The sequence below is a fragment of the Streptococcus taonis genome (assembly GCF_029948085.1).
In the GTDB taxonomy this organism is placed as follows: Bacteria; Bacillota; Bacilli; order Lactobacillales; family Streptococcaceae; genus Streptococcus; species Streptococcus taonis.
Genome location: NZ_JARZZP010000009.1, coordinates 43,004 through 66,885, shown reverse-complemented (window position 1 = coordinate 66,885; position 23,882 = coordinate 43,004). Strand labels below are relative to the sequence as shown.

Sequence of the window (23,882 nt, the reverse complement as noted above, 5' to 3'; positions counted from 1 at the left end):
CTAATTGGATATCTTACGAAATTGGCTGATGAAGAATCCATCACTTCCGTATAATTCTGGAGTAATAAGGATACAGCCATCTTTTAGAATATCCTTGCATTCGTGATCTAGTTTAACCTGCTCAAACTCGGGATGACTTTCTAAAAATGCTTGAACCACTTGAAAGTTCTCTTCCGAGACAATAGTGCAGGTACTATAGGTTATTATACCACCTTTTCGTAGTGTTTGACAAACACTACCTAATATTTCCAGCTGAATTTCCTGTAATGACGCAAAATCTGATGTCTCTTTATTATATTTGATATCTGGTTTTCGACGCAATAGACCAATCCCTGAACAAGGGGCATCGACTAGAATCTTATCAAATTGATCCTTGCCAAAAAACTCATGCACTTTTCGAGCATCCAGTTTTTGCGTTTGCACACGATCTGCTACACCTAAACGCTGAGCATTTTCTTGAATCAATGTGAGTTTATGGTCGTAGAGATCCAGAGCTGTTACCTGACCTGTCGTTAGATAAGACGCCATATGGGCTGTTTTCCCACCTGGGGCTGCACAGGCATCCAAAACCTGCTCAGTGCCTTGTAAATCAAGAGTTGGAGCAACCAGTTGACTAGACTCATCCTGGATAGTAATAGCTCCCTCAGCAAACAAGTCATGACCAGCAAAATGCCCCTGCTCCTTAACCAGACCAGCAGGAGATAAATGAGAATCACTTGCACCAAGCAGAGCTTTGATTTCCTCTTTTCGGCTCAAATCTGTTACGCGAATACTGGCTTTATTGCGTTGCAAAAGACTTTCAAAAATTGCTTGTGCCCGTTCTTCCCCGTACTCTTCCTTGAGCTTGGAAACTAACCACACTGGCAAAGAGTAGGCGATAGAATCACGCTTATTTTTACGCTTGATAGAGGCAATATCTGGCAAACCTTCTCGCAAGATACGGCGAAGGACGGCATTGACCAATTTTTCGCTACCTTTTTTTCGAAGTTTAGCCAGTTCCACCGCTTCATTGACTACTGCATGGTCAGGAAGCTTATCCAAGTATTGGAGTTGATAGACGCTCATGAGAAGCAAAACATAGAGCCAGCTGTCTAGCTTTTCTCTATCCTCAATAAAGTGAGATAAGTACCATTCCAAAGTTAGTTTACGGGCTACAGTCCCGTAAACAAGCTCTGTCACCAAACCTTTGTCAGTTGCTGACAGTTGACTTCCCTTGAGATGCTTATTTAAGGCAATATTTGAGTATGCTTGATTGATAAAGACGTCCTCTAGCACTGCCAGAGCTAGACTTCTAGCCGTTTCTACTTTAGTCACCAAATCGTTCTCCTACTGCCAAAGTTCGTCCCACACCGTTGAGGAAGGAAGCAATGTCCATTTTAGGTTTTCCTGCTGGTTGAACCTGTTTGAAAGACAGGGCTCCTTCTGCTGTTGCGACAATCAATTCCTTCTTACCGATGGAAAGAATCTCACCTGGAGTTCCATGACCTTCTACAGGGAGTGCTTCATAGATTTTGAAGCGTTCGCCCTTTAGAAAAGTATGAGCAACTGGCCATGGATTCATCCCACGGATTTGGTTAAAGAGTTGACGATTGGTCTTGTTCCAGTCCAATTTTTCTTCCTCAGGTTTGATATTTGGCGAAAATGTAACCTGACTTGGGTCCTGTGGTTGAGGCTGAATTTCACCAGCTATATAAGCAGGTAGAGTATCCAAAAGCAGATCACGACCAACAATTGCCAATTTTTCAAATAAGGTTCCAACATTGTCCTCATCAGTAATGGGAATACTGCGACGAGAAATCATGTCCCCTGCATCCATTTCCTTGACCATTTCCATAATGGTCACTCCTGCCTCCTCATCACCCTGAATCAAGGCATAATGAATAGGAGCTCCACCACGGTGCTTAGGCAGGAGAGAAGCATGAACATTGACTGCAAAATCCATGCTATCAAGGAGTTTACTTGGGAGAAATTGCCCAAAGGCGGCTGTTACAATCCCATCAGCTCCCAAATTCATGATAGCTTCCATCTCTGGACTACCCGATAATTTTTCAGGTTGGTAAATAGGAAGTCCTGCCTCTTTGGCTGCTTGTTTGACTGGGGTTTCTTGGATGACTTTTTTACGTCCAACCGCACGGTCTGGCTGAGTTACAACTGCTAGAATCTCATAGCGATCATCTGACAAAAGTCCCTTCAAAACGGTTGCTGAAAAATCGGGAGTCCCCATAAAGATTAATTTTGTCATATCTTCTCCTTCTTATAAAAACTGTTGCGGTTCGTGATCAATACTGAGACGAAGTTCGCTATTTTCCCGTTCTTGTGTCAAAGCCAAGACCTGGTTAAGGGTTGGACCAAGCTCATCTTCTAAACGGTATTTAATTAAAATCTGATAATGATAGAGGTTATGCGTACGAGCAATCGGTTTAGGGGTCGGTCCTAGGATTTTACTAGCATCCGACAAACCAGACCTCAAAATACCCATGACTTGATAAGCACGTCTCAGAACCTCTTCCTCTTTTTTATGAGACAAGGTAATCCCAATAGTGAAATAATAAGGCGGGTAACCCAACTGACGTCTGATACCCATTTCATAGGCATAGAAACCTTCGTAGTCCTGATCCTTGGCAAAACGAATGGCATAATGCTGAGGATTATAGGACTGAATCAAGACCTGTCCTGCTTTCTCAGCTCGACCTGCTCGTCCAGCTACCTGGGTCAAGAGTTGGAAGGTTCTCTCAGAAGAACGGAAATCAGGCAGATTCAAGGCTGTATCCGCATTGAGAACACCAACCAAGGTCACATTTGGAAAATCCAAGCCCTTGGCAATCATCTGGGTTCCTAGCAATATGTCCGCTTCACCATTGCCAAATTGTTCAAGTAGAGCTTGGTGACTGCCTTTTTTACGAGTTGTATCTACATCCATTCGCAGAATGCGAGCCTCTGGAAAGAGTTCAGCCAGCTCATCGTAGGCCTTTTGAGTTCCTGTTCCATAGTAACGAATACTGCGACTCTGACAGTTTGGACAGACATGAGGAATTTCTTTGGAAAAACCACAATAATGACAGTTCATCGTCTTGGTATCCATGTGCAGCGTCAGAGAAATATCGCAGTTCGGACAGGTATCCACGGTCCCACATTCCCGACACATGACAAAGCTAGAATAGCCACGGCGATTGAGCATGAGAACAACCTGCTCTTTTTTATCCAATCGATCTTGAATGGCCTCAATCAGTGGTGGTGTAAAATTTGATGTTTCATTCTGCCCGATATAATCACGGAAGTCAATCAGTTGAACTTGAGGAATACTTGCTAAAGGATTGGCACGTTGAGTTAGACGTAGATGTTGATAGACACCCTTACCAGCACGCGCACGACTTTCTAGACTCGGTGTCGCAGAACCTAGGACTAGAGCTGCTTGATTGTAATGGGCTCGTAAAAGAGCCACATCTCTAGCATGGTAACGAGGATTGCTGTCTTGCTTATAGCTGGCCTCGTGCTCCTCATCGATAATGATAACCCCTATATTTTTCAAAGGTGCAAAAATGGCAGACCTAGCACCAACAACTACCTGGGCTTCTCCTCGCTCCACCTTGCGCCATTCATCGTACTTCTCACCATTGGACAAGCCAGAGTGGAGAATGGCAACTTTCTCACCAAAACGAGCAATAAATCGCTCGGTCATTTGAGGTGTTAGAGAGATTTCCGGGACTAGAACAATCGCTGTTTTTCCCAAATCCAAAGCCCCTTGGATAATCTGCAAGTAAACCTCCGTTTTCCCACTTCCAGTGATTCCTTGTAAAAGAAAGGGAGGGTGTTTCTTCCCAATCGCTCCAACAACCGCCTCACAGGCTTCTTTTTGTTCTGGATTTAACTCTAAAGATTGGCTAGATTCAATACCTTCAAAATAAGCCGCTGAACGTTGCACTTCTTTTTGCACGATGGTGATAGCACCATGTTCCACAAAGAAATTAACTTGTTCACGTGAGTAATGTTCTAACAAATCAGCCAAAGGAACTGTTTCAGGATGTACTAATAAGTATTCTCGCAGTTCCAATTTCTTCTTGGCACGATTTGAAATTTCTAGCTTTTCTAACTGTTCAAGATGAACTTCAACCCAAGACTGCGTCCTAACCTTCTTCTGATCCACAGCCTGGTACTCTAGTTTTAAAAGCCTTTTTCGAGTCAATCGCATCATCTCAGCCTGCTTTTCTAAGTCTAGAGATGAAAATGCTAGAGACCCCTGTGAACCGAATAAGCGTTCTCTATCTTCTTGACTTAAGCCTTCCAGAGGGTAGAGGATCTTATCATAGCTAGAGTTCAAAAATCCAGGAAGCATAGCTTTTAGAATGGTAATCTTGTATGAAAAAACTGACTTACGTAGTTCTTCAGCTAGCCAGAGTTGTTCCTCCGTTAAAACAGGAGAAAAGTCCAGCACCTCAGCAATCTCTTTCAAGTCCTCGTCTGCCACATCTGCATCAGATTGAGACTCCATTCCAAGAACAATTCCCTGAATCAAGCGATTGGCCTTCCCAAAAGGTACATGAACCCGCATACCAACTTCCAGCATCTCTTCAAATTCCTCAGGAATCTTGTAGCTATAGGGCTGGTCTGTCTGCATCAAGGGAACATCGACAATGATTTTTGCAATAGCCATATCCTCACCTCCTTCTCTTCTTAAATCGTTCCAATTGATTGAGTATTCTTACAATAGAAAAAATAAGATTGAGTCCCCCCAACCTTAAATTTTTTCACCTTCTTCTTTTTCTTTCGCGATTTGCTCTTTGATTTTCTTTTCTTCTTCTTCTTTCAATCGTCTTTCTTCTTCGATACGACGGCGAACAGCTTCGCGTTTTCCTTCTGGATCTGGGTGGATGGTTACATTCCCTGATTCAATTTCTTCCAAGGCACGAAGAGTTGATTTTTCAGATTTAAATTCTTGAGTTGGAGGTGCTCCAGCTTCTAATTCGTGAGCACGTTTTGCTTCCAAGATGACGAGTGAATATTTTGATGGTACCTTATCAAGCAAGGTATCAATAGAGGGTTTAAGCATCATTTGTTTGTACCTGTTTTCTATAGTTTATCGAATAGTCGGAGACTTTGGTAGCATATCCTGATAATGACCAATCACGCGGTCTACACGGAAATGTTCTGCTTCAATCACACGTTTTACACGTTCTGCGGCAAGAGGAACATGGTCATTTACAATAGCGTAGTCATACTCACGCATCAAAGCAATTTCTTCCTTGGCTTTTTCGATACGCTGAGCAATTACTTCTGCACTATCGGTACCACGACCTACGAGACGGTCTTGCAATTCTTCCAAATCTGGTGGTGTCAAAAAAATAAAGACAGCATCTGGAACTTTTTTCTTGACCTGGAGAGCTCCCTGTACTTCAATTTCAAGAAAGACATCGATTCCCTTATCAAGCGTTTCATTGACATAGGTCAGAGGAGTTCCGTAGTAGTTGCCTACATACTCTGCATACTCTAACATTTGCCCTTGACGGATCAATTCTTCAAATTCTTCCCGTGTACGGAAGAAATAATCAACACCATCTACTTCACCTGGACGTTGTGCCCGTGTCGTCATAGATACTGAATATTGAAATTGATTTTCAGAACTCTCAAAAATTTCTCGTCTAACCGTTCCTTTTCCAACTCCTGAAGGACCTGAAAAAACGATTAGTAAGCCTCGGTCTGCCATTATGTCTCCTTTGGATAGTTTGTGAAATGACTTGAAAATTTCTGTAAGATTATATATCTAAAGCCATTTCTGCTCGCTACAATCTTTCTATCTAGTGTAACAAAAAAGCAGTAATTTTTCAACTGCTCTTTCTTATTTATTTTGCATAATCAACTGCACGAAGTTCACGAATCACGGTTACCTTGATATTTCCTGGGTAATCGAGATTGTTTTCGATTTTCTCACGAACTTTATGAGCCAAGATTGTGACCTTGTCATCTTTGATTTGACCTGGATTTACCATAATGCGGATTTCGCGACCAGCTTGAAGGGCAAAGCTATTTTGAACACCTTCAAAGCTATTAGCAATTTCTTCAAGATCATGGAGACGTTTGATGTAGCTTTCGAGTGACTCACTACGAGCTCCTGGACGGGCAGCACTCAATGCATCCGCCGCAGCAACGATGACTGCGATCACACTTTCAGGTTCTACATCTCCGTGGTGACTGGCAATAGTATTCACCACAACTGGATGTTCCTTGTACTTGCGAGCCAACTCAGTACCAATCTCAACGTGGCTACCTTCTACCTCTCGGTCAATGGCTTTACCAATATCGTGAAGGAATCCCGCGCGACGAGCAAGGGTAGCATTCTCACCAAGTTCGCTAGCCATGATACCAGCCAACTTAGCAACTTCAATCGAATGACGCAAGACATTTTGTCCGTATGAAGTACGGAACTGCAAGCGTCCCATGATCTTCATCAAGTCTGGGTGAAGGTTTGGTGCACCAATTTCATAGGCTGCGGCTTCACCATATTCACGAATCTTATTGTCAATCTCTTGACGATTTTTCTCAACCAACTCTTCGATACGAGCTGGGTGGATACGTCCATCCTTAAGCAAGGTTTCCATCGTCATACGGGCAATCTCGCGACGGATAGGGTCAAAACCTGACAAGGTTACCACTTCTGGCGTATCATCAATGATAACATCAACCCCTGTCAAACTTTCAAAAGTACGGATATTACGTCCTTCACGACCAATGATACGACCTTTCATAGTATCATCAGGCAGATGAACCGTAGAGTTGGTAGACTCAGCCACATACTCACCAGCAATTCTCTGCATAGCTTGGGACAAGATATCCTTAGCCAATTTGTCTGAACGTTCCTTGACTTCTTGCTCAGCCTCACGAATGCGACTAGCAATTTCCTTAGTCAAGTTTTCCTCTGTCTGGGCCAAGATAATGTCTTTTGCTTCCGACTGAGTCAGAGTTCCAATACGCTCTAGTTCAGCTTGCTTTTGTTTCTCAATTTCTTCTAGTTGCTCTTCACGTACATCAAGGTTTTTTGCTCTATCAGAAATACTTTGTTCTTTTTGTTCAAGTGTTTTTTCTTTGTTCGTCAAATTGTCATCTTTACGATCAAGACTGCTAGCACGTTCGGTCAAACGACTTTCGATTTGCTTGAGTTCTTGACGTTCCGATTTAAATTCAGCATCCACTTCTTCACGGTATTTTCTGGCTTCTTCTTTGGCCTCCAATAGTGCTTCTTTTTTAAGAGACTTGCTTTCGCTCTTAGCTTCATTGAGTAATAAATCCGCTTCGCGCTCAGCTTGTCCTCGTAAATTAGTTGCTTCTTGTTCAGCATTTAAAAGCATCAGCTCTGCAGCCTCTTGTGATGATTTCATCTTGACTGAGATGCTGACATATCCAATGACTAAACCAATGATGACGGCAAAAACAACGATAACAATCGCCATAATTTCCATGTTTTTACCTCAATTTATTTGTTTATCCGAATGATATGCATTCTTATACATTCTACCATAAAAATTGATTTTTAACAAACCTTAATTTGAAGTTGTTTTGGTCATTTCAAGTCTAAAAACCCTTATTTTCCCTAATAAAATAGGCTATTCTCCCTAAGTAAATTTTTAAAGATTTTTTTAGAAAAAATAAGTTAAAAAGCCTACCTCTCAGTAGACTTACTTTGTTTCGATTCTGATTGGCACTCGACCAAAATTTTGTTCTGCGATACTTGGGTGTCCCAGCTGATAAATTTGGTCCGCCTTTTGAGTCATGGCATCCCAGGGCTCTTTGCCGATTCTACTAACTAGATTGACCTGCTCTTTCAGAGACTTGAGATGTTGCCTGCCTTTTTCGGTAAATCCAAGGATATGAATAGCTTCTGGCAAGGCACATTCTCTGGCTTGTACCAAGATATAAGTCAATAAACGACGTACACGTGCCTTGGTGTACCGTTTGGTAGCAACTATCTCGACTAACTCTTCCACAGACCGAGCTGTCTTTATGGAATCCTTGATACGCACTGCCATTTCCTGATTAACCTGATAAATAGTAGTTAGGTCAGGATTTGACAAAATTTGATAGCAGAGCAAGGGAAAATAGTTATCCCAGCTCACCTTACCAGCATTTTTAAAGATTTCAACAGAAGGCATAAAACGTTCTAAGAAATCTTGGTCATTTTGGTGCTGACGAAGAGCTGTCGCTGAGGCAAAGTCTACATCCTTGTCCACAGAATGGTAACCAGCTCCCTGACGTTGAATTGGATGAAGGCTGATGTTTCGCCCTGCTACCGCCTTAGCATAGGCAAGAGCAAGGACATGATTGGGCGTATCACCAGAAAAATCAAGACCTGCAAATTCCTTCCACATAGCTTGGGTTTTCTGGGGATAAGAAAGAGAATCAGGTAAATTATCCACAAATTTCTCCATCTCTTGACCACGCTCTGCATATAAGTCAGCGATTTTCTGATAATCTAGAACTTCTTCTGTCCCAAAGGCTAGGCTATCAATCCCCAGGCGAGCCAAGATATCAACAGCTCCTTGTCCAAAGAAATCCGCTGCCTGAACACTGACTAAAAAGGGCAATTCTATTACCAAGTCTGCCCCATTCTCCAGTGCCATCTGGGTCCGAGTCCACTTATCTACAATAGCAGGCTCTCCACGTTGCATGAAATTTCCAGACATGGCCACAATTTTCAGGCCCTCCGCCTGTTCTAGCAGGTATTTGTGGCCATTATGAAAAGGATTGAACTCCGCGATAATACCTGTGATGGTCATGATGTTCTCCTACTTCTGCGCGACAAAAAACCAACGGGTGCTAGTTTCTGTTGGCTCCTTATCCTCAAAGTCAGCATAAAGTTTGAAGGATTGGAAACCTGCCTGTTCCAGCAGAATATCATAGGTCAAAAACTCGTATGTACGCTCCTCATGCACCTCATCATGACGACTAAAGGACCCGTCTTCTTCCTTGATAAAGAAAGTCAGTTCATGCACGATAGAGTGAGGAGCAGCATCCTCGTATGTATCCCAAAGCATGGCAAAGTCTTCTGCATTTTCATGGTAAGAATAGCCTGGAAAAACCTCATCAGTCTGGTAGATCGAATGCACATCAAAGATAAAAACACCATCTTCATTGAGGGCATTATAGACTTCTTTAAAGACGTCCCCTACTTCCACCTCATCCTGCATGTAACAGATAGAGTCCGAATAACAAGTGACAAAGTCATAAGTTCCTACCTTGGACAAATCCAACATATTACCTTCAATAAAATCAATCTTTTGCTTGGCTGAAGTAGCTCTCTTCTCCGCAATCTTCAACATGTCTGCGCTCAAATCCAGTCCAGTTACATCAAAACCTGCCTGAGAAAAGCGCACAGACTGGATACCTGTACCACAAGCCAGCTCCAAGAGTTTCTTTCTCTCCTTAGTCTTTGGCAAATGACGCAGGGAAAAATCCATCCATTTATCGTATAAACTATCGTCCATCACAGCATCGTAAACAGCCGCAAAGGTTTCATAAGTAGGCATAATTAAGTTACAAAGAGCTTCCCTGGCAAATACCACTCGCTCTTTACCTTTCAATCAATTTTTCTAAAATAAGCAAATAAAACCCAGTTGACTGCAACTGAGTTCATCTTCTAAGCCAGAGTTTCTGAGAGGTCTACTGACTCTGCCTCATGCCAAAGTTTTTCTAGATTATAGTGGGCACGCATTTCTTCTGAAAAGATATGCACAACGACACTGCCGAGGTCTAGCAAGACCCAGCCTCCAGCTGCATCACCTTCGACATGGCTGCCTTTAAAGCCAGCTTCCGCTACTTTTTCACGGATATTTTCAGCGATAGCGTCCAATTGACGGCTATTCATAGAACTAGTGATGACAAAGTAGTCAGTCACACTAGTCAAATCTTGTACATCAAGTGCCAGGATATCCTCCGCACGTTTCTCATCAGCCGCTTTCACGACTAGTTCTAGTAATTCTTTTTCGTTCATTTAGTCCTCTTTCTAGAAAATATGTTTGTAATCTAGGACATCTGCAAAGCGCTCCTCCCAAATGCCCTCATAAAATTCATTTATCGTTTCTGCTGGAATGTCATCGCCATCAAACGTTGTGCAAGTTCCTTCTGGAATAATAAGCTGATAGCCATATTCAAAGGCAACCTTGACAGAGGTATCCACACAATATTCTGTCTGCATACCACATAAAACTAATTTTTCAATCCCCTGTTTATCCAAGTATTCTTTTAAACCAGTTTCTTTGAAAATACTGTTATACTTCTTCTGAAAGACCTTTTCATTAGGTTTTCGACTTAAAAACTCAGATAACTGCCAATCTTCTGATGTTTGAGCTTCAGAGTTCTCAATATGTTGAACATAAATAATTTCGATATTCTTGCTTCTAGCCTGGTTTTGTAAATAAGAAATTTTTTCCAATAGACTTTTTGTCTGAAACCCAGTTTCCACTAAAATATTCTGAACATCAATGATTATAAAAGCCGTCTTCATTTAATCCTCTTTCAAATAGTGCACAAAGGCGTTATAGGTTTCAAGGGTTTGGGGATAGATGGGGAATCCCTGATGAGCTAAATGCTCCACGGTATGAGCTGTCTCGTAAGCTACTGCCTTATTTAGTGATAGTTCAGCAATTTCACGCGCCTCATCTACTCCTGGAAAGGCACGATTGTGCTCGATGTAGTCTGCAACATAGATAACTTTGTCAAGATCCGTCATCTGACTCGCTCCAACTGTATGGATTTCTATTGCACGCAGAATTTCAGGATCTTTCAAATCTAAATCTTCCTGAATCTTGTAAATTCCTACCATCCCATGCCAGACATTATTGCCCCAATTTTTGAAGTCTGGATCTAGTTGATATCGGTCAATCAAGTCTAGAAATTCTTGATCTGATAGCTTTTTAGCATAGTCATGAAGGAGACCGGCTAGACCTGCTTTTTCAACATCCACACCAAAGCGCTGAGCCAATTCTATGGCTGCACGCTCTACACCCAGACAATGGGTTAGACGTTTTTCAGGTAGGAGCTCTGCCATTTTTTCCAACAATTCTTTACGCGAACAGTTGATATAGTCTTGGTATGCCATCAGTAAAGCCCTTCTTTCTCGATATAGTCTAGCACTGGTTTTGGTAGGAGAAAGTTGGGTGTTCGTCCTTGGGCAATGAAGTCACGCACCATACTAGATGAAATGTCCATAAGAGGCACATCTACCCAGATGACTGGATAAGAAGTCCCAGCCTTGTAGCGTGGGCGCTGAACTCCTACAAATTGAACTAGGTCGACCAGTTCATCAATTCTATACCACTTAGGTAAATAGTCTACCATATCGGCACCGATGATAAAGTAATAATCTGTATCTGGATTCTTCTCTGTCAAAATCTTCATGGTGTCGTAGGTGTAGGAAATGCCCTTGCGCTCTAGCTCAATAGTCTCAATAGCTAAACCTTCAACTCCGTCAATAGCCAATTCAAGCATTTTAAGACGGTGGTGCTCAGGGATGGTTTCCTTTTTGTCTACATGAGGGGGTTGGTATTCAGGCATGAGCAGAACTTGATCCAATCCCAACTGCTGGCGTACTTGGTCTGCCACGATCAGGTGGGCATTGTGAACAGGGTTAAAATTTCCCCCTAAGATTCCAACTTGCTTACGTTTTTTATCCTTTATTTCTGGCTCTAACTCCACTTTTGTAAAAGGAGTTAATAGTTCGATTGCCATAGGCTAATCTCCTTTAGTCTTCTGTAAAAACAGTTTTTTGGAGTATATTTTTAGATTTCTTTAACTTTTTTAGAAATCTTACGATTTTCTTTCTTGCTTGATTGCTTATATAAAATCAAGATACGGCCGATTTTTTGGACTGTATCCACACCGATTTCTTCTTCCAAGATTTCAGCTACTTCGTGGATATTTTCATCTGTATTTTGCAAGAGTGTAACCTTAATCAATTCACGAGCATCAAGTGCCTGACGAACGCTGGTTTTGATTTGGTCGTTGAGTCCATTTTTCCCGATTTGGATGATGGGTTTGAGGGTGTGTGCCTGGCTGTTGAGGAAGGCACGTTGTTTCGATGTTAATGACATATTCTTTCTTCCTTTTTTGATAGTTATTTTAGGTGGTGGGGACGGTCGGAACTAATTTTTCAATGATTTCATCTTTGAAAAATGGATTTCCGGACCTCACAATTGAGCCTAGGTCTCAATTGTGCCCCTTGCCAATCTATGGATTGGCAATCACACCACAACAATAACTATCTTTTTATGAGCTCACTTTGTTCGCTCAGTGATTTTATTTTAAATAATTGCTTTTCGTGCGACGACTGCTACGCCTTCTGGTGCCCAGACGGCTACTTTGGCAGTTCCTGCTACACGGATCCAGCCTAGTCCTGAGATAACGAGGTCTGTTTTATCCTTGATAGTAAAGACATGTTGGACTAGTTTTGGAAAATCTTCTTTTTCCTTGCTATTTGGTGGTGTGAGGAGGGTTCCTAGATGCTTATCGTAAAAGTCACTCGCTCCTTCAAGCTTGGTACGATGAAGTTTGAGTTCATTGTCAAAGAAAGCTGTAAATCCTTGCTTTTCTCCTTCAATGAAATCAAATCGTCCCAAGCCACCTAAAAATAGAGTTTGCTCTGGATTGAGCTGATAGGTTTTAGGTTTGATTTCCTTTTTAGGACTGACATACTTGAGGTTTTTAGCCGTCAAGTAGTGGGCCATCTGATGACGATGGATAATTCCCGGCGTATCATAGATATAAGAACCATCATCAAGTGGAATTTCAATCTTATCCAAGGTTGTTCCTGGGAAGCGTGAAGTTGTGATGACATTCTGGTCACCAGTAATTTCCTGGATGATAGCATTGATAAGGGTTGATTTCCCCACATTGGTCACACCAACTACGTAAACATCACGTCCCTTACGATAGTGCTCAATTTTATCAATGACTTCCTTGATGGCATGCTTGTTTTGTGCCGAAGTCAGGACGACATCGACAGGACGAAGTCCCTCTTCGTGGGCACGTTCCATGAGCCATTGGCTAATTTTACCAGGCTTAACTGACTTAGGTAGGATATCTTTTTTATTTCCGACTAAGAGCACATCATTGCCCGATACAAAACGTGGCAAACCTGGGATGACAGAACCATTAAAGTCAAAGATATCAATGACATTAACTACCAAGGCATCACTGTCCCCCACCTCGTGCAGAAGTTTGAGGAAATCATCATCCGTTAACTGAACATCAGTGATTTCATTGTAGTGACGAAGACGGAAACAGCGTTGACAATAGACTTCACCTGTCTCCAAACCTTTTTCGAGTGCCGACTGGGGGGTGAAACCAAGCCCAGTCTTATCTGTAGTCTGAATAGTTGCTCCACAACCAATACAGAGAATTTCTTCCATAATTAGATTCCTTTTTTATAAGTAATAGGGCCGTACTTTTCAGCGATTTTTCTCATGACACGACGCTCACGCGCTCGGTTAATCTGAGTCTTAATGGAGTCGTGTTGAACCAAGGGTTTAACCAAAATCGAGCGAATGCCTGCTCGGTGGGCTGCTCGAATATCCGTCATCAGCTGGTCACCTACCATGACCACTTGGTCTTTTTCATAGTGGAAATGTTTCATGGCACGGTTAATTCCTAAAGTAAAGGGCTTCAGTGCCCAGTAAACATAGTCAATATCAAATTTTTCAACTGCTCGTTTGACACGTTTGGGAGTATTGTTAGATACCACAATGATACGTATCCCAGCATCTCGGAGATCATGTAACCATTGCTTCATCTCTGCTGTTCCATCTGGATTATTCCAAGCAATGAGGGTATTATCCAGATCAACCAAAACAGCCTTGATTCCCTGCTCCTGCAGGCTTTGAACTGTCAGATCATAAACTGCTTCCACAGCAAAATCTGGCATATAATTTTCAATCGCCATTCTGGCTCCTTTTCTTTCTATTTTTTAGTTTCTAGCAATTTTCTTTAGATACTGAGCCAAGATTGCCCATAAAATTAAACTAGCAATTAAAATATATATCCAGGCATTAGGCTCTTCTGTAAATGGCAGAGGGACATTCATTCCGAAAAATCCTGTAATGACTGCAAGAATGGCTAGCAAAACTGAAATAATGGTCAAGGTTGTCAAATTATCATTCAGATTGTTGTTTAGGATATTATTGTAAGATCCTGAGAGTTGTTGTAAAACCTGGGAAATCAAATCTGTCATAGACACCAACTGATGAGCTTCAATCATAGCATCATCAAACTGCTCTCTTTCCACTTCGTTAAAGTTCCGATAAAGCGCATGTCCCTGGATATGCTCCAAGAGGAGGCGATTTTGTTTAGCCGCAGCTGTCAAGTAAACCATACCAGTTTCCAAGTCAGAGAGGGCAAAGAGATTTTTTTTAGTGGTTGTTTGACGCAACAAGGCACTGATTTCATCCTTACTTTTATCCATCTGTTCAATGACAGGATAATAAGCATTGCTGATAAGCTCTAAACCGGCAAATAGAAACTTGTAGATTGAAATGATTTCATGATTTTCAAGATAGCCTAGCATCTGATCAATGACATAAGCGTTCTTATGATTGCTGATGGTAATCATTCGTTGCTTTTCCACGATAAAGGTCATAGGAATAGCTTCATAGTATTCCTTGTCCCTTTCTAAGTCAAGAACGTTGTAGATAAAGGTCACTGTCCCGTTTTCACGGTTATAATCCATGTGGGCTCGTTCGTTTCTATCCAGCGCATACTCGATGGTTTCTTTATCCAATCCATAGATTTCAGATAAATCTTCAAGATTTTTGATGATTTCCACATCTAGATTAATCCAGGTGCAACCATTCCCTAACTGCTTATCTAAAAACATCGTTTCTCCTTTACCAAACTCTTTCTATTGTACCATAAATCAAGTAAAATTTCAGTTCTCTTCTTTCCTTGAAAAATTACTCACAACGGTAATATTGCGGTTAGGAACAAAGTGAAGGGCTTGGTCGTCACTTCTCAGTTGAGTCGTCCGAATTCCAACACTAACGACTTTTCCCGATACAGTAATAGGCCCATTGGTCAAAATAACTTCATCTCCCACATCCAACTGACGTTCAAAGAGAATAAAGAAGCCGTTGATGACGTCTGATAGAAAGCCTTGTGCTCCCATACCGATAGCTACCCCAGCAATCCCTGCACCTGCAAGCAAGCTAGAGACAGGTAAACCTAGAATGGATAAAATACAATAAATCAAAAAGAAATAAAGTGTGTAGTTAAAAATATTTTCAAGCAAACGAGAAATGGTCTTTTGTCTACCTGCATCTCGATTTGAAAACTTAAGTGAAGGTTTAACAATCTTTCGTACAGCAACATGGAGGAACTTTTTAGCTATATAGAATAGAAGGATAAGAAGTAGAAGAGAAATCACCTTGGTCAAGAGATTTTCTAAAACAGTTGTTACATCTAATTTATCCAGATAACGTTGAAAAAATTCTTGCATATAAAACTCCTTTTCTATTCATTATACCATAAATCCTTCCTCGCCATCCTTTTCATAAATATTCATTTATTCTAATAAAATCTATAAGACACTTGCTTTTCAAGTATATTTATACTATAATCATAAACAATACACAAAAAGGAGACCTTTATGAAAAGAATTATTCGTGCTTGGAACAAAACAAATCTGATCAAACGGATCGGGATTGGAATGACCTTGGGAGCTATTCTAGGTCTACTCGTTCCTAATCTAACTGGCATTGGTTTATTGGGAGATTTATTTGTAGGAGGACTAAAGGCCATCGCCCCTGTCCTGGTTTTTGCTTTAGTCGCTAACGCCCTTTCCCAACACCAGAAAGGTCAAGATAGCAATATGAAAAAAGTCATTTTCCTCTATTTGCTTGGGACCTTTGCTGCGGCTCTTGTAGCAGTTTTGGCTAGCTTTCTCTTCCCTGTTCAGATGGTCTTGAGTAGTGCTAGTACAGAAGTTACTCCTCCAGACGGCATCGGACAAGTCCTCAGTAATCTCCTACTAAAAATAGTAGACAATCCTGTCAATGCCATCATCGAAGCTAACTATATCGGAATTTTGTCTTGGGCTATCGTCTTTGGAGTTGCCATGCGAGAAGCTAGCAAAAATAGCAAGGAACTACTCAAAACAATGGCCAGTGTGACTTCAAAAATCGTCGAATGGATCATTAACCTTGCGCCATTTGGTATCCTAGGGTTAGTCTTCGAAACCATCTCTGGCCAAGGTATTGCGAGTTTAGCAAATTACGGAATCTTACTCGGACTTTTGATTGCCACTATGGTTTTCGTTGCCCTAGTGATCAATCCTCTGATTGCTTTTCTCTTTATCAAGAAAAATCCTTATCCACTTGTTTGGAAATGTTTGCGTATCAGCGGAGTCACAGCCTTTTTCACCCGAAGCTCAGCTGCAAATATCCCTGTTAATATGAAACTCTGTGAGGATCTAGGGCTTAATCCAGATACCTATTCTGTCTCTATCCCACTTGGATCAACTATCAATATGGCTGGAGCTGCTGTCACTATCAATATCTTAACCCTAGCTGCTGTCAATACCCTTGGAATCTCAGTTGATTTTGCAACAGCCTTTGTACTCAGTATTGTTGCAGCCATCTCTGCCTGCGGTGCTTCAGGAATTGCTGGAGGTTCTCTCCTACTTATCCCGGTTGCTTGCAGTCTCTTTGGGATTACCAATGATATCGCTATGCAGGTTGTGGGTGTCGGATTTGTCATCGGTGTTATCCAAGACTCTTGCGAAACAGCCCTCAACTCCTCAACAGATGTCCTCTTTACAGCAGTAGCCGAATTTTCCTCTGCTCGCAATAAATAATCAAGGAGGTTGGGACAAAAAATCCCGACCTCACTTTTCATTAACAATCAAACTTTGACGCGGTAGCTGATTGAACTTTTTGTTCGTCTTTTAGACTCCAAAAAGCTCCTAATCATCCTCGCGGGGCTGGGACGACGAAATCGAGACTTTGTCTATCGATTTCTGTCCCACCGCCTTTGTCTGGTTTCTATCATTCATTTTAGGAAATGTCTCATGTCTATCACTCAACGTACTTTTAAACTTGTTTTAGCCACTTGTCTAGCCTGTGTTCTAGCCTACTTTCTTGATTTATCTTCGGCTGTTTCTGCTGGTATCATCGCCCTTTTGAGCTTATCAGATACCCGTAGAAGTACGATCAAACTGGCTAAAAACCGCTTATTCTCAACCCTGCTGGCTCTGTCTATCGGCGTCTTAGCCTTTCAACTGACTGGCTACCATATTTGGAGTTTTGGTCTCTATCTCGCCCTCTATGTCCCTCTGACCTATAAACTGGGCTGGGAGATTGGCATTACCCCTAGTAGTGTCTTGGTCAGTCATCTCTTAGTTCAAGAGTCTACCTCACCAGAACTGCTAGTGAATGAACTTCTCCTATTTCTCATCGGTACTAGCTTTGCCTTGACAGTCAATCTCTATATGCCTTCTCGGCAAAAAGAGATCCATCTCTACCATCTCAAGGTAGAAGAAAAACTCAAGCATATCCTCCTCCGTTTTGAATATTACCTTGGAAAAGGTGATGGTCGTAACCGTGCCCAACTTGTTGAAGAACTGGACCAGCTCCTTGAAGAAGCTCTAAAACTCGTCTACCTAGACCATTCGGATCATCTTTTTCACCAAACCGATTACCACATCCACTATTTTGAAATGAGACAGAGACAGAGTCGCATTCTTCGCAATATGGCCCAGCAAATCAACACCTGTAATCTAGCCGCAAGTGAAAGCCTGATCCTTGCTCAACTTTTTGCGAAAATTGCGGATCAACTCAGCCAGACCAATCCTGCCGATGATTTGCTAGCTGCCATCGAAGGCTATCTTGAAGTTTTTCGTCATCGCACCCTCCCAAAAACAAGAGAAGAATTTGAAACACGCGCAACCTTGCTCCAACTCCTACGCGAATTGGAAAACTTTATCCAACTGAAAGTTGACTTCTATCAGCGGTATACTGAAGACAAAAGTAATTTATCTTAACACACAAAACACCTTTCGATCTGCAAAAACTTGCCATTCGAAAGGTGTTTTTCTGTTTCGAACCTAGCTCACTAGTGAATCTTACTGAGTTGCAAAATTTCTATGAACTCCTAATGATAGACTTATCTTTCCCTTAAGAAGTATAGATGGAATTTCTAAACTCATTTGATTCCTTGAGATATGCCTTGTATATAGCTTTTTTCAACGTCTGAACAGGAGTTTCAATAAATCGGTATTGTTTTTGGCTGATATTTCCTACTTTAATCTGAGCAAGTTCTTCTTTTACCGCTTCTTCCATCAATTGCTTCATTCTTTCAGGACTAGAAATCAGTTCTTGCTTACCTTTGTAGTCAATGGTAATCGGTTTTAACTTACTGATATTAGCAATCCGTTCATCCATTTGTTCCTTCTTAAATTGAGCATAGGTCTTACCAGCTAAGATCTTTTCAAAGATGTACTGGTCTGACAAAGGACGATTCTCTTTTTCTGCATCTTGCTTGTATTGATTAGAGACATAAGGAACGAAGCCTTCGTAGTAACCAAGACCTGCCATGAGTTCAAAGGCTTGTTTTCTAAAGCTGATATCGCCACTCATCCCCTTATCATTTTCGTTGACACCATAAATCGTATCAAACATATCAACGGTATAATAACCATTGGCATCTACTTTCCCTGTAGCCGTAAATCCTTTAATGATATAGCGATTTACCACGATGTGATTGTCAATCAAACTATGAACATCGCCTAGCTTGCTAGCATCTGCCTCGGTCAAGGCCTTGATTTCCTCACTCTGGTGAGTTGGTTTGACCGATGGATTTGGATAAGGAACAGGTGTTCTTGAACCACTTGTCGCACTTGGTAAGAGTTGCTTGAAGTAGACTGCCTTATCCGTTGCTGATAATCCTCGACTCGCCTCAGCTTCTAGATAATCTAAAGTATAGAGAACATCGAAACTACCGTGCATATATTCTTTCAAATCTGCGGCTGATTTAAAGCGCTCTGGTGTCTTGTTGTAGAAACTGTCTTTGTCACTCTCATCATAAACAAAGTTCAAGTTAAAGTAGCTATCCGTTTCAGGAGTGTAGGAGTTTTCAAAGATTCCACGTGCATAGAATTCTGCCCCTGTACCATCTCGTCGACCATAATTGTTAAAGAGAACTGTACGATCCAACAAGTGAGTCATTTCATGAGAATAGGTTGCTGACCCTCGATCGTCCAAAACCCTATCAATAAAGTAGCGAACACCAGCCCCATTAGCCTCAGCACCTACTGATTGAGGCGGAGAATACATGCCTAACGGAGACATGAAGTCCTTGACTCCCTTATCCGCCTCTGGACCAAACTCCTTGGACCAGGTTTCCTTGATGCCTACATTTTGCTTACTAGTATACTTTTTCATAGTATCCACAATCAAACGGTTGGTTACTAGTTTTGATTGATTGTCTTTTTTAGTGATTCTATAAAGCGTATCAACATAAGCAGCCTGACGCTCAGCTGTCAATTCAACCAAAGCCTTCACTTTTTCCAATTCAGCCTTATATTGAGCAGGATTGCTCTGAGCCAGTGAGGTATCCATATAAGTTCCGATATTTCCGTAAGAAACGGTTGCCATATTTGTAATGGCATAAACGCTTGGTTCCTTGATATTCACTAGTCCTAGAAGGGTAGCCATGTTATATTGTTTGCGATTATCAATCTGTTGAGGTTCTGCTCCATACTTGGCAGGATCAGAGGTCAACTTCGTGTAGAGACTTACATTTTCGTCTGTTTTTTCTTTAGATTGCTTCTCAACAACGATGGCTTTTGTAGCATCCTTCAACCAAGTATCGCCATCCATGTTTGTAAAGGTTGTTCGGTTATAGTCAAGGAAGTCTAATAGGCTTGACTTATCTGTTACTTTTCCAAAGTATGTTTCAAATGTTCGTGGACTATTGACCAGCTTCATCTCATCATAGCTCATTGAACCTAGAGATGTTAGCCATTCTAATGACGTCACCTTCTTGCCAAAAGAGCTTGGATTGTAGGCAAGAATATCACGGATGTTGGTTTTGCCAAAATCAATATTGTAGAAACGATTGATATAGGTTAAACCTAGGAGAATCTTTTCCTTATTAGCTTCTAAATCTGCCTGAACCTTGGCTCTGGTTTCTGCTGTGTTTCCGAGTACACTCAAGGTATGGGCTACAACTTTTTTAAGGTCTGTATCTAGGGTCTTTTTCGTTTCTTCAAGCGTATCTTTAATAGATAATCTCTCTAGATATTCTTTGCGAAGGACTTCTTTAACCTCTTCATCTGTAATAGTAGGATTAGTTTTTTTGAGTTCAATCTTCTTACTAATTACATCCCGTCCCAGAATATTTGGTCTGAGGGCATTTGTCACGTAAGGATTGGAAAGCAAATCTACAGCCTTCATTCCTTGGCTAGCCGGTCTTACATCAATGGCATTTTCCAACTCCGTATTCACTGGAAGAAGATGAGGTTTGTTTTCTTTGCTTCCCACCAAGATGATCTTTGGCTTCATTGCTTTTGTCACAGTACTTGTTTCCGTGTGTGATAGCAATTCACCTGTTTGAGAATTTACTTCATAGACTCTGGTAGTGGTGGTCTCGCCAGGCTCGCCCTGGCTTTCTACTTTTTCAAAATCCTTATCAAGTGTTGGATCCTGACGACGTTCCTCCTTGATTGGAATTGGGGTCACAATAGTCTGGACATTTCCGACCTTCACTACCTTATCAATCGGAGCTGTTACTTCTTTTTGGTGTTCTCTTTCTGTAACCTGACCTGTCTGAGCATCTACTTGATAGGTGGTAGTCGTTTTTTCGCTTCCTTCCTTACCTGAAACAGCAACTTTTTCTGTTTGATAAGGAAGCGCAGGGTCCGCTTCATATATCGTTTTATTGGTGATAACCTTCATTTCCACACTTGGTTTGCTTCCAACTAGAATAATCTCATCTACCTTTTCCACCAAGGTTTTTGATGTACTAGACTCTGCAATCTGGCCACTTGTTTGATCTCTTGTATATCGGGTAGTGGTTTCTACTTGTCCATTGACACCATGTGTTTTCGTTTTTCTAGAACCGACCTCTTGACTGTCATCTGCTTGATAAATTATTTTGTAGGGGATTGTTTGGGTTTCAACTTTTGGTTGTGGTAAAGGCAGAGGCTCTTTTTTGGTCCCTACAAGGATGATTTCTGGAATCGGGGCTGTTGTTATTTCATTAGAGACCTGCTTGCGATTTTCCTTGCCATCTACACTCGTAACCTCGGTTAAAATAGTACGCTCGCCGGCTACTCCTACTCTGATGACACGGGTTTGACCCTTAAGCAAGTCTGGATCTTCCTGATGAATAGTGTCATAAGCAACGGATTCTGTCGTTACTTCAAGATCTGGCTTCTCCTCGACCAAGCTTGGAGAACCTTCACTTGGAATTGAGGTCGATTCTACCTTAGTGCCTACTGCGATGATTTCGGTAACTGGCGCCAAGGTTACAGTGTTGGATTTGACTTGGCGGTCTTCCTTGCCATCTACAGTCGTGACTTCCGTTAAAATAGTGCGCTCGCCTGCAACGCCTGCTCGGATAAGGCGGGTTTGACCCTTAAGCAAGTCTGGATCTTCATGATGTATTGTATCATAGGCAACGGATTCTGTCGTAACTTCAAGCTCTGGATTCTCTTGGACCAAGCTTGGAGAACATTCACTTGGGGTTGAGGTGGATTCTACCTTAGTACCTACTGCGATAATTTCGGTAACTGGTTCTAAGGTTACAGTGTTGGACTTGACTTGACGGACCTCCTTGCCATCGACAATCGTCACTTCCGTTAAAATCGTGCGCTCGCCTGCAACGCCTGCTCGGATAAGGCGGGTTTCACCCTTAAGCAAGTCCGGATCTTCCTGATGAATAGTATCATAAGCAACGTTTTCTGTCGCAACTTCAAGCTCTGGATTCTCTTGGACCAAGCTTGGTGTACCTTCACGTGGAGTTGAAGTGGATTCTACCTTAGTGCCTACTGCGATGATTTCGGTAACTGGCGCCAAGGTTACAGTGTTGGATTTGACTTGGCGGACTTCCTTGCCATCTACAGTCCTCACCTCGGTTAAAATAGTGCGCTCACCTGATAGGCCTGCTTGGATAATACGAGTTTGACCCTGAAGCAAGTCTGGATCATCCTTATGAAGAGTATCATAAGCAACGGATTCTGTCGTAATTTCAAGCTCTGGTTTCACCTCGACCAAGCTTGGAGTACCTTCGCTTGGTGTTGAGGTAGATTCTACCTTAGTACCTACTGCGATAATTTCTGATACAGGGGAGGTGGTGACTTCATTGGAAACTACTTTACGAGTTTCCTTACCATCAACCTTGGTGACCTCTGTTAAGATAGTACGCTCACCTGATAGGCCTGCTTGAATAATACGAGTTTGACCCTTAAGCAAGTCTGGATCTTCCTGATGAATAGTGTCATAAGCAACTGCTTCTGTCGTAACTTCCAATTCTGGTTTATCTTCAACAAGACTTGGAGTACCTTCGCTTGGAATCGAGGTGGAGTCTACCTTAGTACCTACTGCGATAATTTCGGTAACGGGCGCGGTTGTTATTTCATTAGAAACCAGTTTGCAAGTTTCCTTGCCATCTACAGTCGTCACCTCGGTTAAGATCGTGCGCTCGCCTGCAACGCCTGCTTGAATAACACGAGTTTGACCCTTAAGCAAGTCCGGATCGTCCTGATGAAGTGTATCATAGGCAACGGTTTCTGTCGTAACTTCAAGTTCTGGTTTCACCTCGACCAAGCTTGGAGTACCTTCGCTTGGAATCGAGGTGGATTCTACCTTAGTACCTACTGCGATAATTTCGGTAACGGACGCGGTGGTAACTTCATTAGAGACCTGCTTGCGATTTTCCTTGCCATCTACGGTCGTCACTTCCTTTAAAATAGTGCGCTCACCTGCTACTCCTGCTCGAATGACACGGGTTTGACCCTTGAGCAAGTCCGGATCGTCCTGATGAATAGTATCATAAGCAAGAGCCTCTGTTGTAACTTCAAGCTCTGGCTTCACCTCGACCAAGCTTGGTGTACCTTCACTTGGAGTTGAAGTGGATTCTACCTTAGTGCCTACTGCTATGATTTCGGAAATTGGCTCCAAAGTCACAGTATTGGATTTGACTTGGCGGTCTTCCTTGCCATCCACAGTCGTGACCTCGGTTAAAATAGTGCGCTCACCTGCAACCCCTGCTCGAACAACACGAGTTTGGCCCTTAAGCAAGTCCGGATCGTCCTGATAAACAGTATCATAGGCAACGGCTTCTGTCGTAACTTCAAGCTCTGGCTTCACCTCTACCAAGCTTGGAGTACCTTCGCTTGGAATTGGGGTGGAGTCTACCTTGGTGCCTACTGCGATAATTTCGGTAACGGGCGCGGTTGTTATTTCATTAGAAACCAGTTTGCGAGTTTCCTTGCCATCGACAGTTGCAACCTCGGTTAAAATAGTACGCTCACCTGCTACTCCTGCTCTGATGACACGAGTTTGACCCTTAAGCAAATCTGGATCGTCCTGATGAATAGTGTCATAAGCAACTGCTTCTGTCGTAACTTCAAGCTCTGGTTTCTCTTGGACCAAGCTTGGAGAAACTTCACTTGGGGTTGAGGTGGAGTCTACCTTAGTACCTACTGCGATGATTTCTGATACAGGGGCGGTGGTGACTTCATTGGAAACTACTTTACGGGTTTCCTTACCATCAACCTTGGTGACCTCGGTTAAGATAGTACGCTCACCTGATAGGCCTGCTTGGATAATACGAGTTTGACCCTTAAGCAAGTCTGGATCTTCCTGATGAATAGTGTCATAAGCAACTGCTTCTGTCGTAACTTCAAG

Annotated in this window: 20 protein-coding genes; 2 read left to right on the top strand and 18 right to left on the bottom strand. The window is 42.1% G+C overall.

Going from position 1 to position 23,882, the window contains the following annotated elements:
• The 17 genes from rsmB to QEZ38_RS06070 all read right to left on the bottom strand — a co-directional run bounded on the left by rsmB (window position 1) and on the right by QEZ38_RS06070 (window position 15,472).
• Window positions 1–1,314: a 16S rRNA (cytosine(967)-C(5))-methyltransferase RsmB gene (rsmB, locus tag QEZ38_RS06150; RefSeq protein WP_281335345.1), complete on the bottom strand. Its 1,314-nt coding sequence runs from the start codon at window positions 1,312–1,314 to the stop codon at window positions 1–3.
• On the bottom strand, window positions 1,307–2,242 hold the full coding sequence (gene fmt / locus QEZ38_RS06145; protein ID WP_281335344.1) for a methionyl-tRNA formyltransferase: 936 nt from the start codon (window positions 2,240–2,242) through the stop codon (window positions 1,307–1,309). The genes rsmB and fmt overlap by 8 nt, the downstream gene beginning before the upstream one ends.
• A gap of 12 nt (window positions 2,243–2,254) precedes the next feature.
• Window positions 2,255–4,651, bottom strand: coding sequence for a primosomal protein N' (locus QEZ38_RS06140; RefSeq protein WP_281335343.1), 2,397 nt, complete (start codon window positions 4,649–4,651; stop codon window positions 2,255–2,257).
• A gap of 84 nt (window positions 4,652–4,735) precedes the next feature.
• On the bottom strand, window positions 4,736–5,050 hold the full coding sequence (gene rpoZ, locus QEZ38_RS06135) for a DNA-directed RNA polymerase subunit omega (RefSeq protein ID WP_045763172.1): 315 nt from the start codon (window positions 5,048–5,050) through the stop codon (window positions 4,736–4,738).
• Between the two features lie 24 nt (window positions 5,051–5,074).
• The gene (gene gmk / locus QEZ38_RS06130) at window positions 5,075–5,701 is read right to left on the bottom strand and encodes a guanylate kinase (RefSeq protein ID WP_000775049.1); all 627 of its coding nucleotides are present in this window, start codon (window positions 5,699–5,701) and stop codon (window positions 5,075–5,077) included.
• Between the two features lie 136 nt (window positions 5,702–5,837).
• Window positions 5,838–7,451: a ribonuclease Y gene (locus QEZ38_RS06125; protein WP_070461168.1), complete on the bottom strand. Its 1,614-nt coding sequence runs from the start codon at window positions 7,449–7,451 to the stop codon at window positions 5,838–5,840.
• Window positions 7,452–7,667: 216 nt separating this feature from the next.
• Complete coding sequence (locus tag QEZ38_RS06120) at window positions 7,668–8,765, bottom strand: nucleotidyltransferase (RefSeq protein ID WP_281335342.1); 1,098 nt, start codon at window positions 8,763–8,765, stop codon at window positions 7,668–7,670.
• Between the two features lie 9 nt (window positions 8,766–8,774).
• Window positions 8,775–9,515 (bottom strand): class I SAM-dependent DNA methyltransferase, encoded by a 741-nt coding sequence (locus QEZ38_RS06115; protein WP_281335341.1) that lies wholly within the window; start codon window positions 9,513–9,515, stop codon window positions 8,775–8,777.
• A 110-nt stretch (window positions 9,516–9,625) separates the two neighbouring features.
• The gene (rsfS, locus tag QEZ38_RS06110; RefSeq protein ID WP_281335340.1) at window positions 9,626–9,979 is read right to left on the bottom strand and encodes a ribosome silencing factor; all 354 of its coding nucleotides are present in this window, start codon (window positions 9,977–9,979) and stop codon (window positions 9,626–9,628) included.
• Window positions 9,980–9,991: 12 nt separating this feature from the next.
• Complete coding sequence (locus tag QEZ38_RS06105; RefSeq protein ID WP_281335339.1) at window positions 9,992–10,492, bottom strand: cysteine hydrolase family protein; 501 nt, start codon at window positions 10,490–10,492, stop codon at window positions 9,992–9,994.
• Window positions 10,493–11,086 carry a bis(5'-nucleosyl)-tetraphosphatase (symmetrical) YqeK gene (gene yqeK / locus QEZ38_RS06100; protein WP_281335338.1) on the bottom strand — a complete coding sequence of 198 codons (594 nt, stop codon included), beginning with the start codon at window positions 11,084–11,086 and terminating at the stop codon, window positions 10,493–10,495.
• Window positions 11,086–11,715: a nicotinate-nucleotide adenylyltransferase gene (locus QEZ38_RS06095; protein ID WP_281335337.1), complete on the bottom strand. Its 630-nt coding sequence runs from the start codon at window positions 11,713–11,715 to the stop codon at window positions 11,086–11,088. The genes yqeK and QEZ38_RS06095 overlap by 1 nt, the downstream gene beginning before the upstream one ends.
• A gap of 50 nt (window positions 11,716–11,765) precedes the next feature.
• Window positions 11,766–12,077 carry a ribosome assembly RNA-binding protein YhbY gene (gene yhbY, locus QEZ38_RS06090; protein WP_000060171.1) on the bottom strand — a complete coding sequence of 104 codons (312 nt, stop codon included), beginning with the start codon at window positions 12,075–12,077 and terminating at the stop codon, window positions 11,766–11,768.
• Window positions 12,078–12,287: 210 nt separating this feature from the next.
• Window positions 12,288–13,394 (bottom strand): ribosome biogenesis GTPase YqeH, encoded by a 1,107-nt coding sequence (yqeH, locus tag QEZ38_RS06085; protein ID WP_281335336.1) that lies wholly within the window; start codon window positions 13,392–13,394, stop codon window positions 12,288–12,290.
• Between the two features lie 2 nt (window positions 13,395–13,396).
• Entirely contained in the window at window positions 13,397–13,924 is a 528-nt protein-coding gene (locus QEZ38_RS06080) for a YqeG family HAD IIIA-type phosphatase (protein WP_281335335.1), read from the bottom strand.
• A gap of 24 nt (window positions 13,925–13,948) precedes the next feature.
• Window positions 13,949–14,854 (bottom strand): magnesium transporter CorA family protein, encoded by a 906-nt coding sequence (locus tag QEZ38_RS06075; RefSeq protein ID WP_049508908.1) that lies wholly within the window; start codon window positions 14,852–14,854, stop codon window positions 13,949–13,951.
• Window positions 14,855–14,905: 51 nt separating this feature from the next.
• On the bottom strand, window positions 14,906–15,472 hold the full coding sequence (locus tag QEZ38_RS06070) for a mechanosensitive ion channel family protein (RefSeq protein ID WP_281335334.1): 567 nt from the start codon (window positions 15,470–15,472) through the stop codon (window positions 14,906–14,908).
• A 150-nt stretch (window positions 15,473–15,622) separates the two neighbouring features.
• On the opposite strand from QEZ38_RS06070, the gene sstT reads away from it, so the two are divergent.
• Together sstT and QEZ38_RS06060 are read left to right on the top strand one after the other, a co-directional pair.
• Window positions 15,623–16,828: a serine/threonine transporter SstT gene (gene sstT / locus QEZ38_RS06065; protein ID WP_281335333.1), complete on the top strand. Its 1,206-nt coding sequence runs from the start codon at window positions 15,623–15,625 to the stop codon at window positions 16,826–16,828.
• A gap of 213 nt (window positions 16,829–17,041) precedes the next feature.
• On the top strand, window positions 17,042–18,013 hold the full coding sequence (locus tag QEZ38_RS06060) for an aromatic acid exporter family protein (RefSeq protein ID WP_153225045.1): 972 nt from the start codon (window positions 17,042–17,044) through the stop codon (window positions 18,011–18,013).
• Window positions 18,014–18,146: 133 nt separating this feature from the next.
• On the opposite strand, the gene QEZ38_RS06055 is transcribed toward QEZ38_RS06060, so the two are convergent.
• Window positions 18,147–23,882, bottom strand: a 5,736-nt coding sequence (locus QEZ38_RS06055) for a G5 domain-containing protein (RefSeq protein WP_281335332.1), incomplete at its 5' end; no start/stop codon positions are given.

Coding starts and splice junctions, on each gene's coding strand:
- QEZ38_RS06120 (WP_281335342.1), bottom strand. CDS start 8,765: ATGACCATCACAGGTATTATCGCGGAGTTCAATCCTTTTCATAATGGC.
- QEZ38_RS06125 (WP_070461168.1), bottom strand. CDS start 7,451: ATGGAAATTATGGCGATTGTTATCGTTGTTTTTGCCGTCATCATTGGT.
- rsfS (WP_281335340.1), bottom strand. CDS start 9,979: ATGAACGAAAAAGAATTACTAGAACTAGTCGTGAAAGCGGCTGATGAG.
- QEZ38_RS06075 (WP_049508908.1), bottom strand. CDS start 14,854: ATGTTTTTAGATAAGCAGTTAGGGAATGGTTGCACCTGGATTAATCTA.
- QEZ38_RS06105 (WP_281335339.1), bottom strand. CDS start 10,492: ATGAAGACGGCTTTTATAATCATTGATGTTCAGAATATTTTAGTGGAA.
- rpoZ (WP_045763172.1), bottom strand. CDS start 5,050: ATGATGCTTAAACCCTCTATTGATACCTTGCTTGATAAGGTACCATCA.
- QEZ38_RS06080 (WP_281335335.1), bottom strand. CDS start 13,924: ATGGCGATTGAAAATTATATGCCAGATTTTGCTGTGGAAGCAGTTTAT.
- QEZ38_RS06115 (WP_281335341.1), bottom strand. CDS start 9,515: ATGCCTACTTATGAAACCTTTGCGGCTGTTTACGATGCTGTGATGGAC.
- yqeH (WP_281335336.1), bottom strand. CDS start 13,394: ATGGAAGAAATTCTCTGTATTGGTTGTGGAGCAACTATTCAGACTACA.
- QEZ38_RS06060 (WP_153225045.1), top strand. CDS start 17,042: ATGTCTATCACTCAACGTACTTTTAAACTTGTTTTAGCCACTTGTCTA.
- QEZ38_RS06140 (WP_281335343.1), bottom strand. CDS start 4,651: ATGGCTATTGCAAAAATCATTGTCGATGTTCCCTTGATGCAGACAGAC.
- fmt (WP_281335344.1), bottom strand. CDS start 2,242: ATGACAAAATTAATCTTTATGGGGACTCCCGATTTTTCAGCAACCGTT.
- QEZ38_RS06095 (WP_281335337.1), bottom strand. CDS start 11,715: ATGGCAATCGAACTATTAACTCCTTTTACAAAAGTGGAGTTAGAGCCA.
- yqeK (WP_281335338.1), bottom strand. CDS start 11,086: ATGGCATACCAAGACTATATCAACTGTTCGCGTAAAGAATTGTTGGAA.
- yhbY (WP_000060171.1), bottom strand. CDS start 12,077: ATGTCATTAACATCGAAACAACGTGCCTTCCTCAACAGCCAGGCACAC.
- QEZ38_RS06070 (WP_281335334.1), bottom strand. CDS start 15,472: ATGCAAGAATTTTTTCAACGTTATCTGGATAAATTAGATGTAACAACT.
- sstT (WP_281335333.1), top strand. CDS start 15,623: ATGAAAAGAATTATTCGTGCTTGGAACAAAACAAATCTGATCAAACGG.
- gmk (WP_000775049.1), bottom strand. CDS start 5,701: ATGGCAGACCGAGGCTTACTAATCGTTTTTTCAGGTCCTTCAGGAGTT.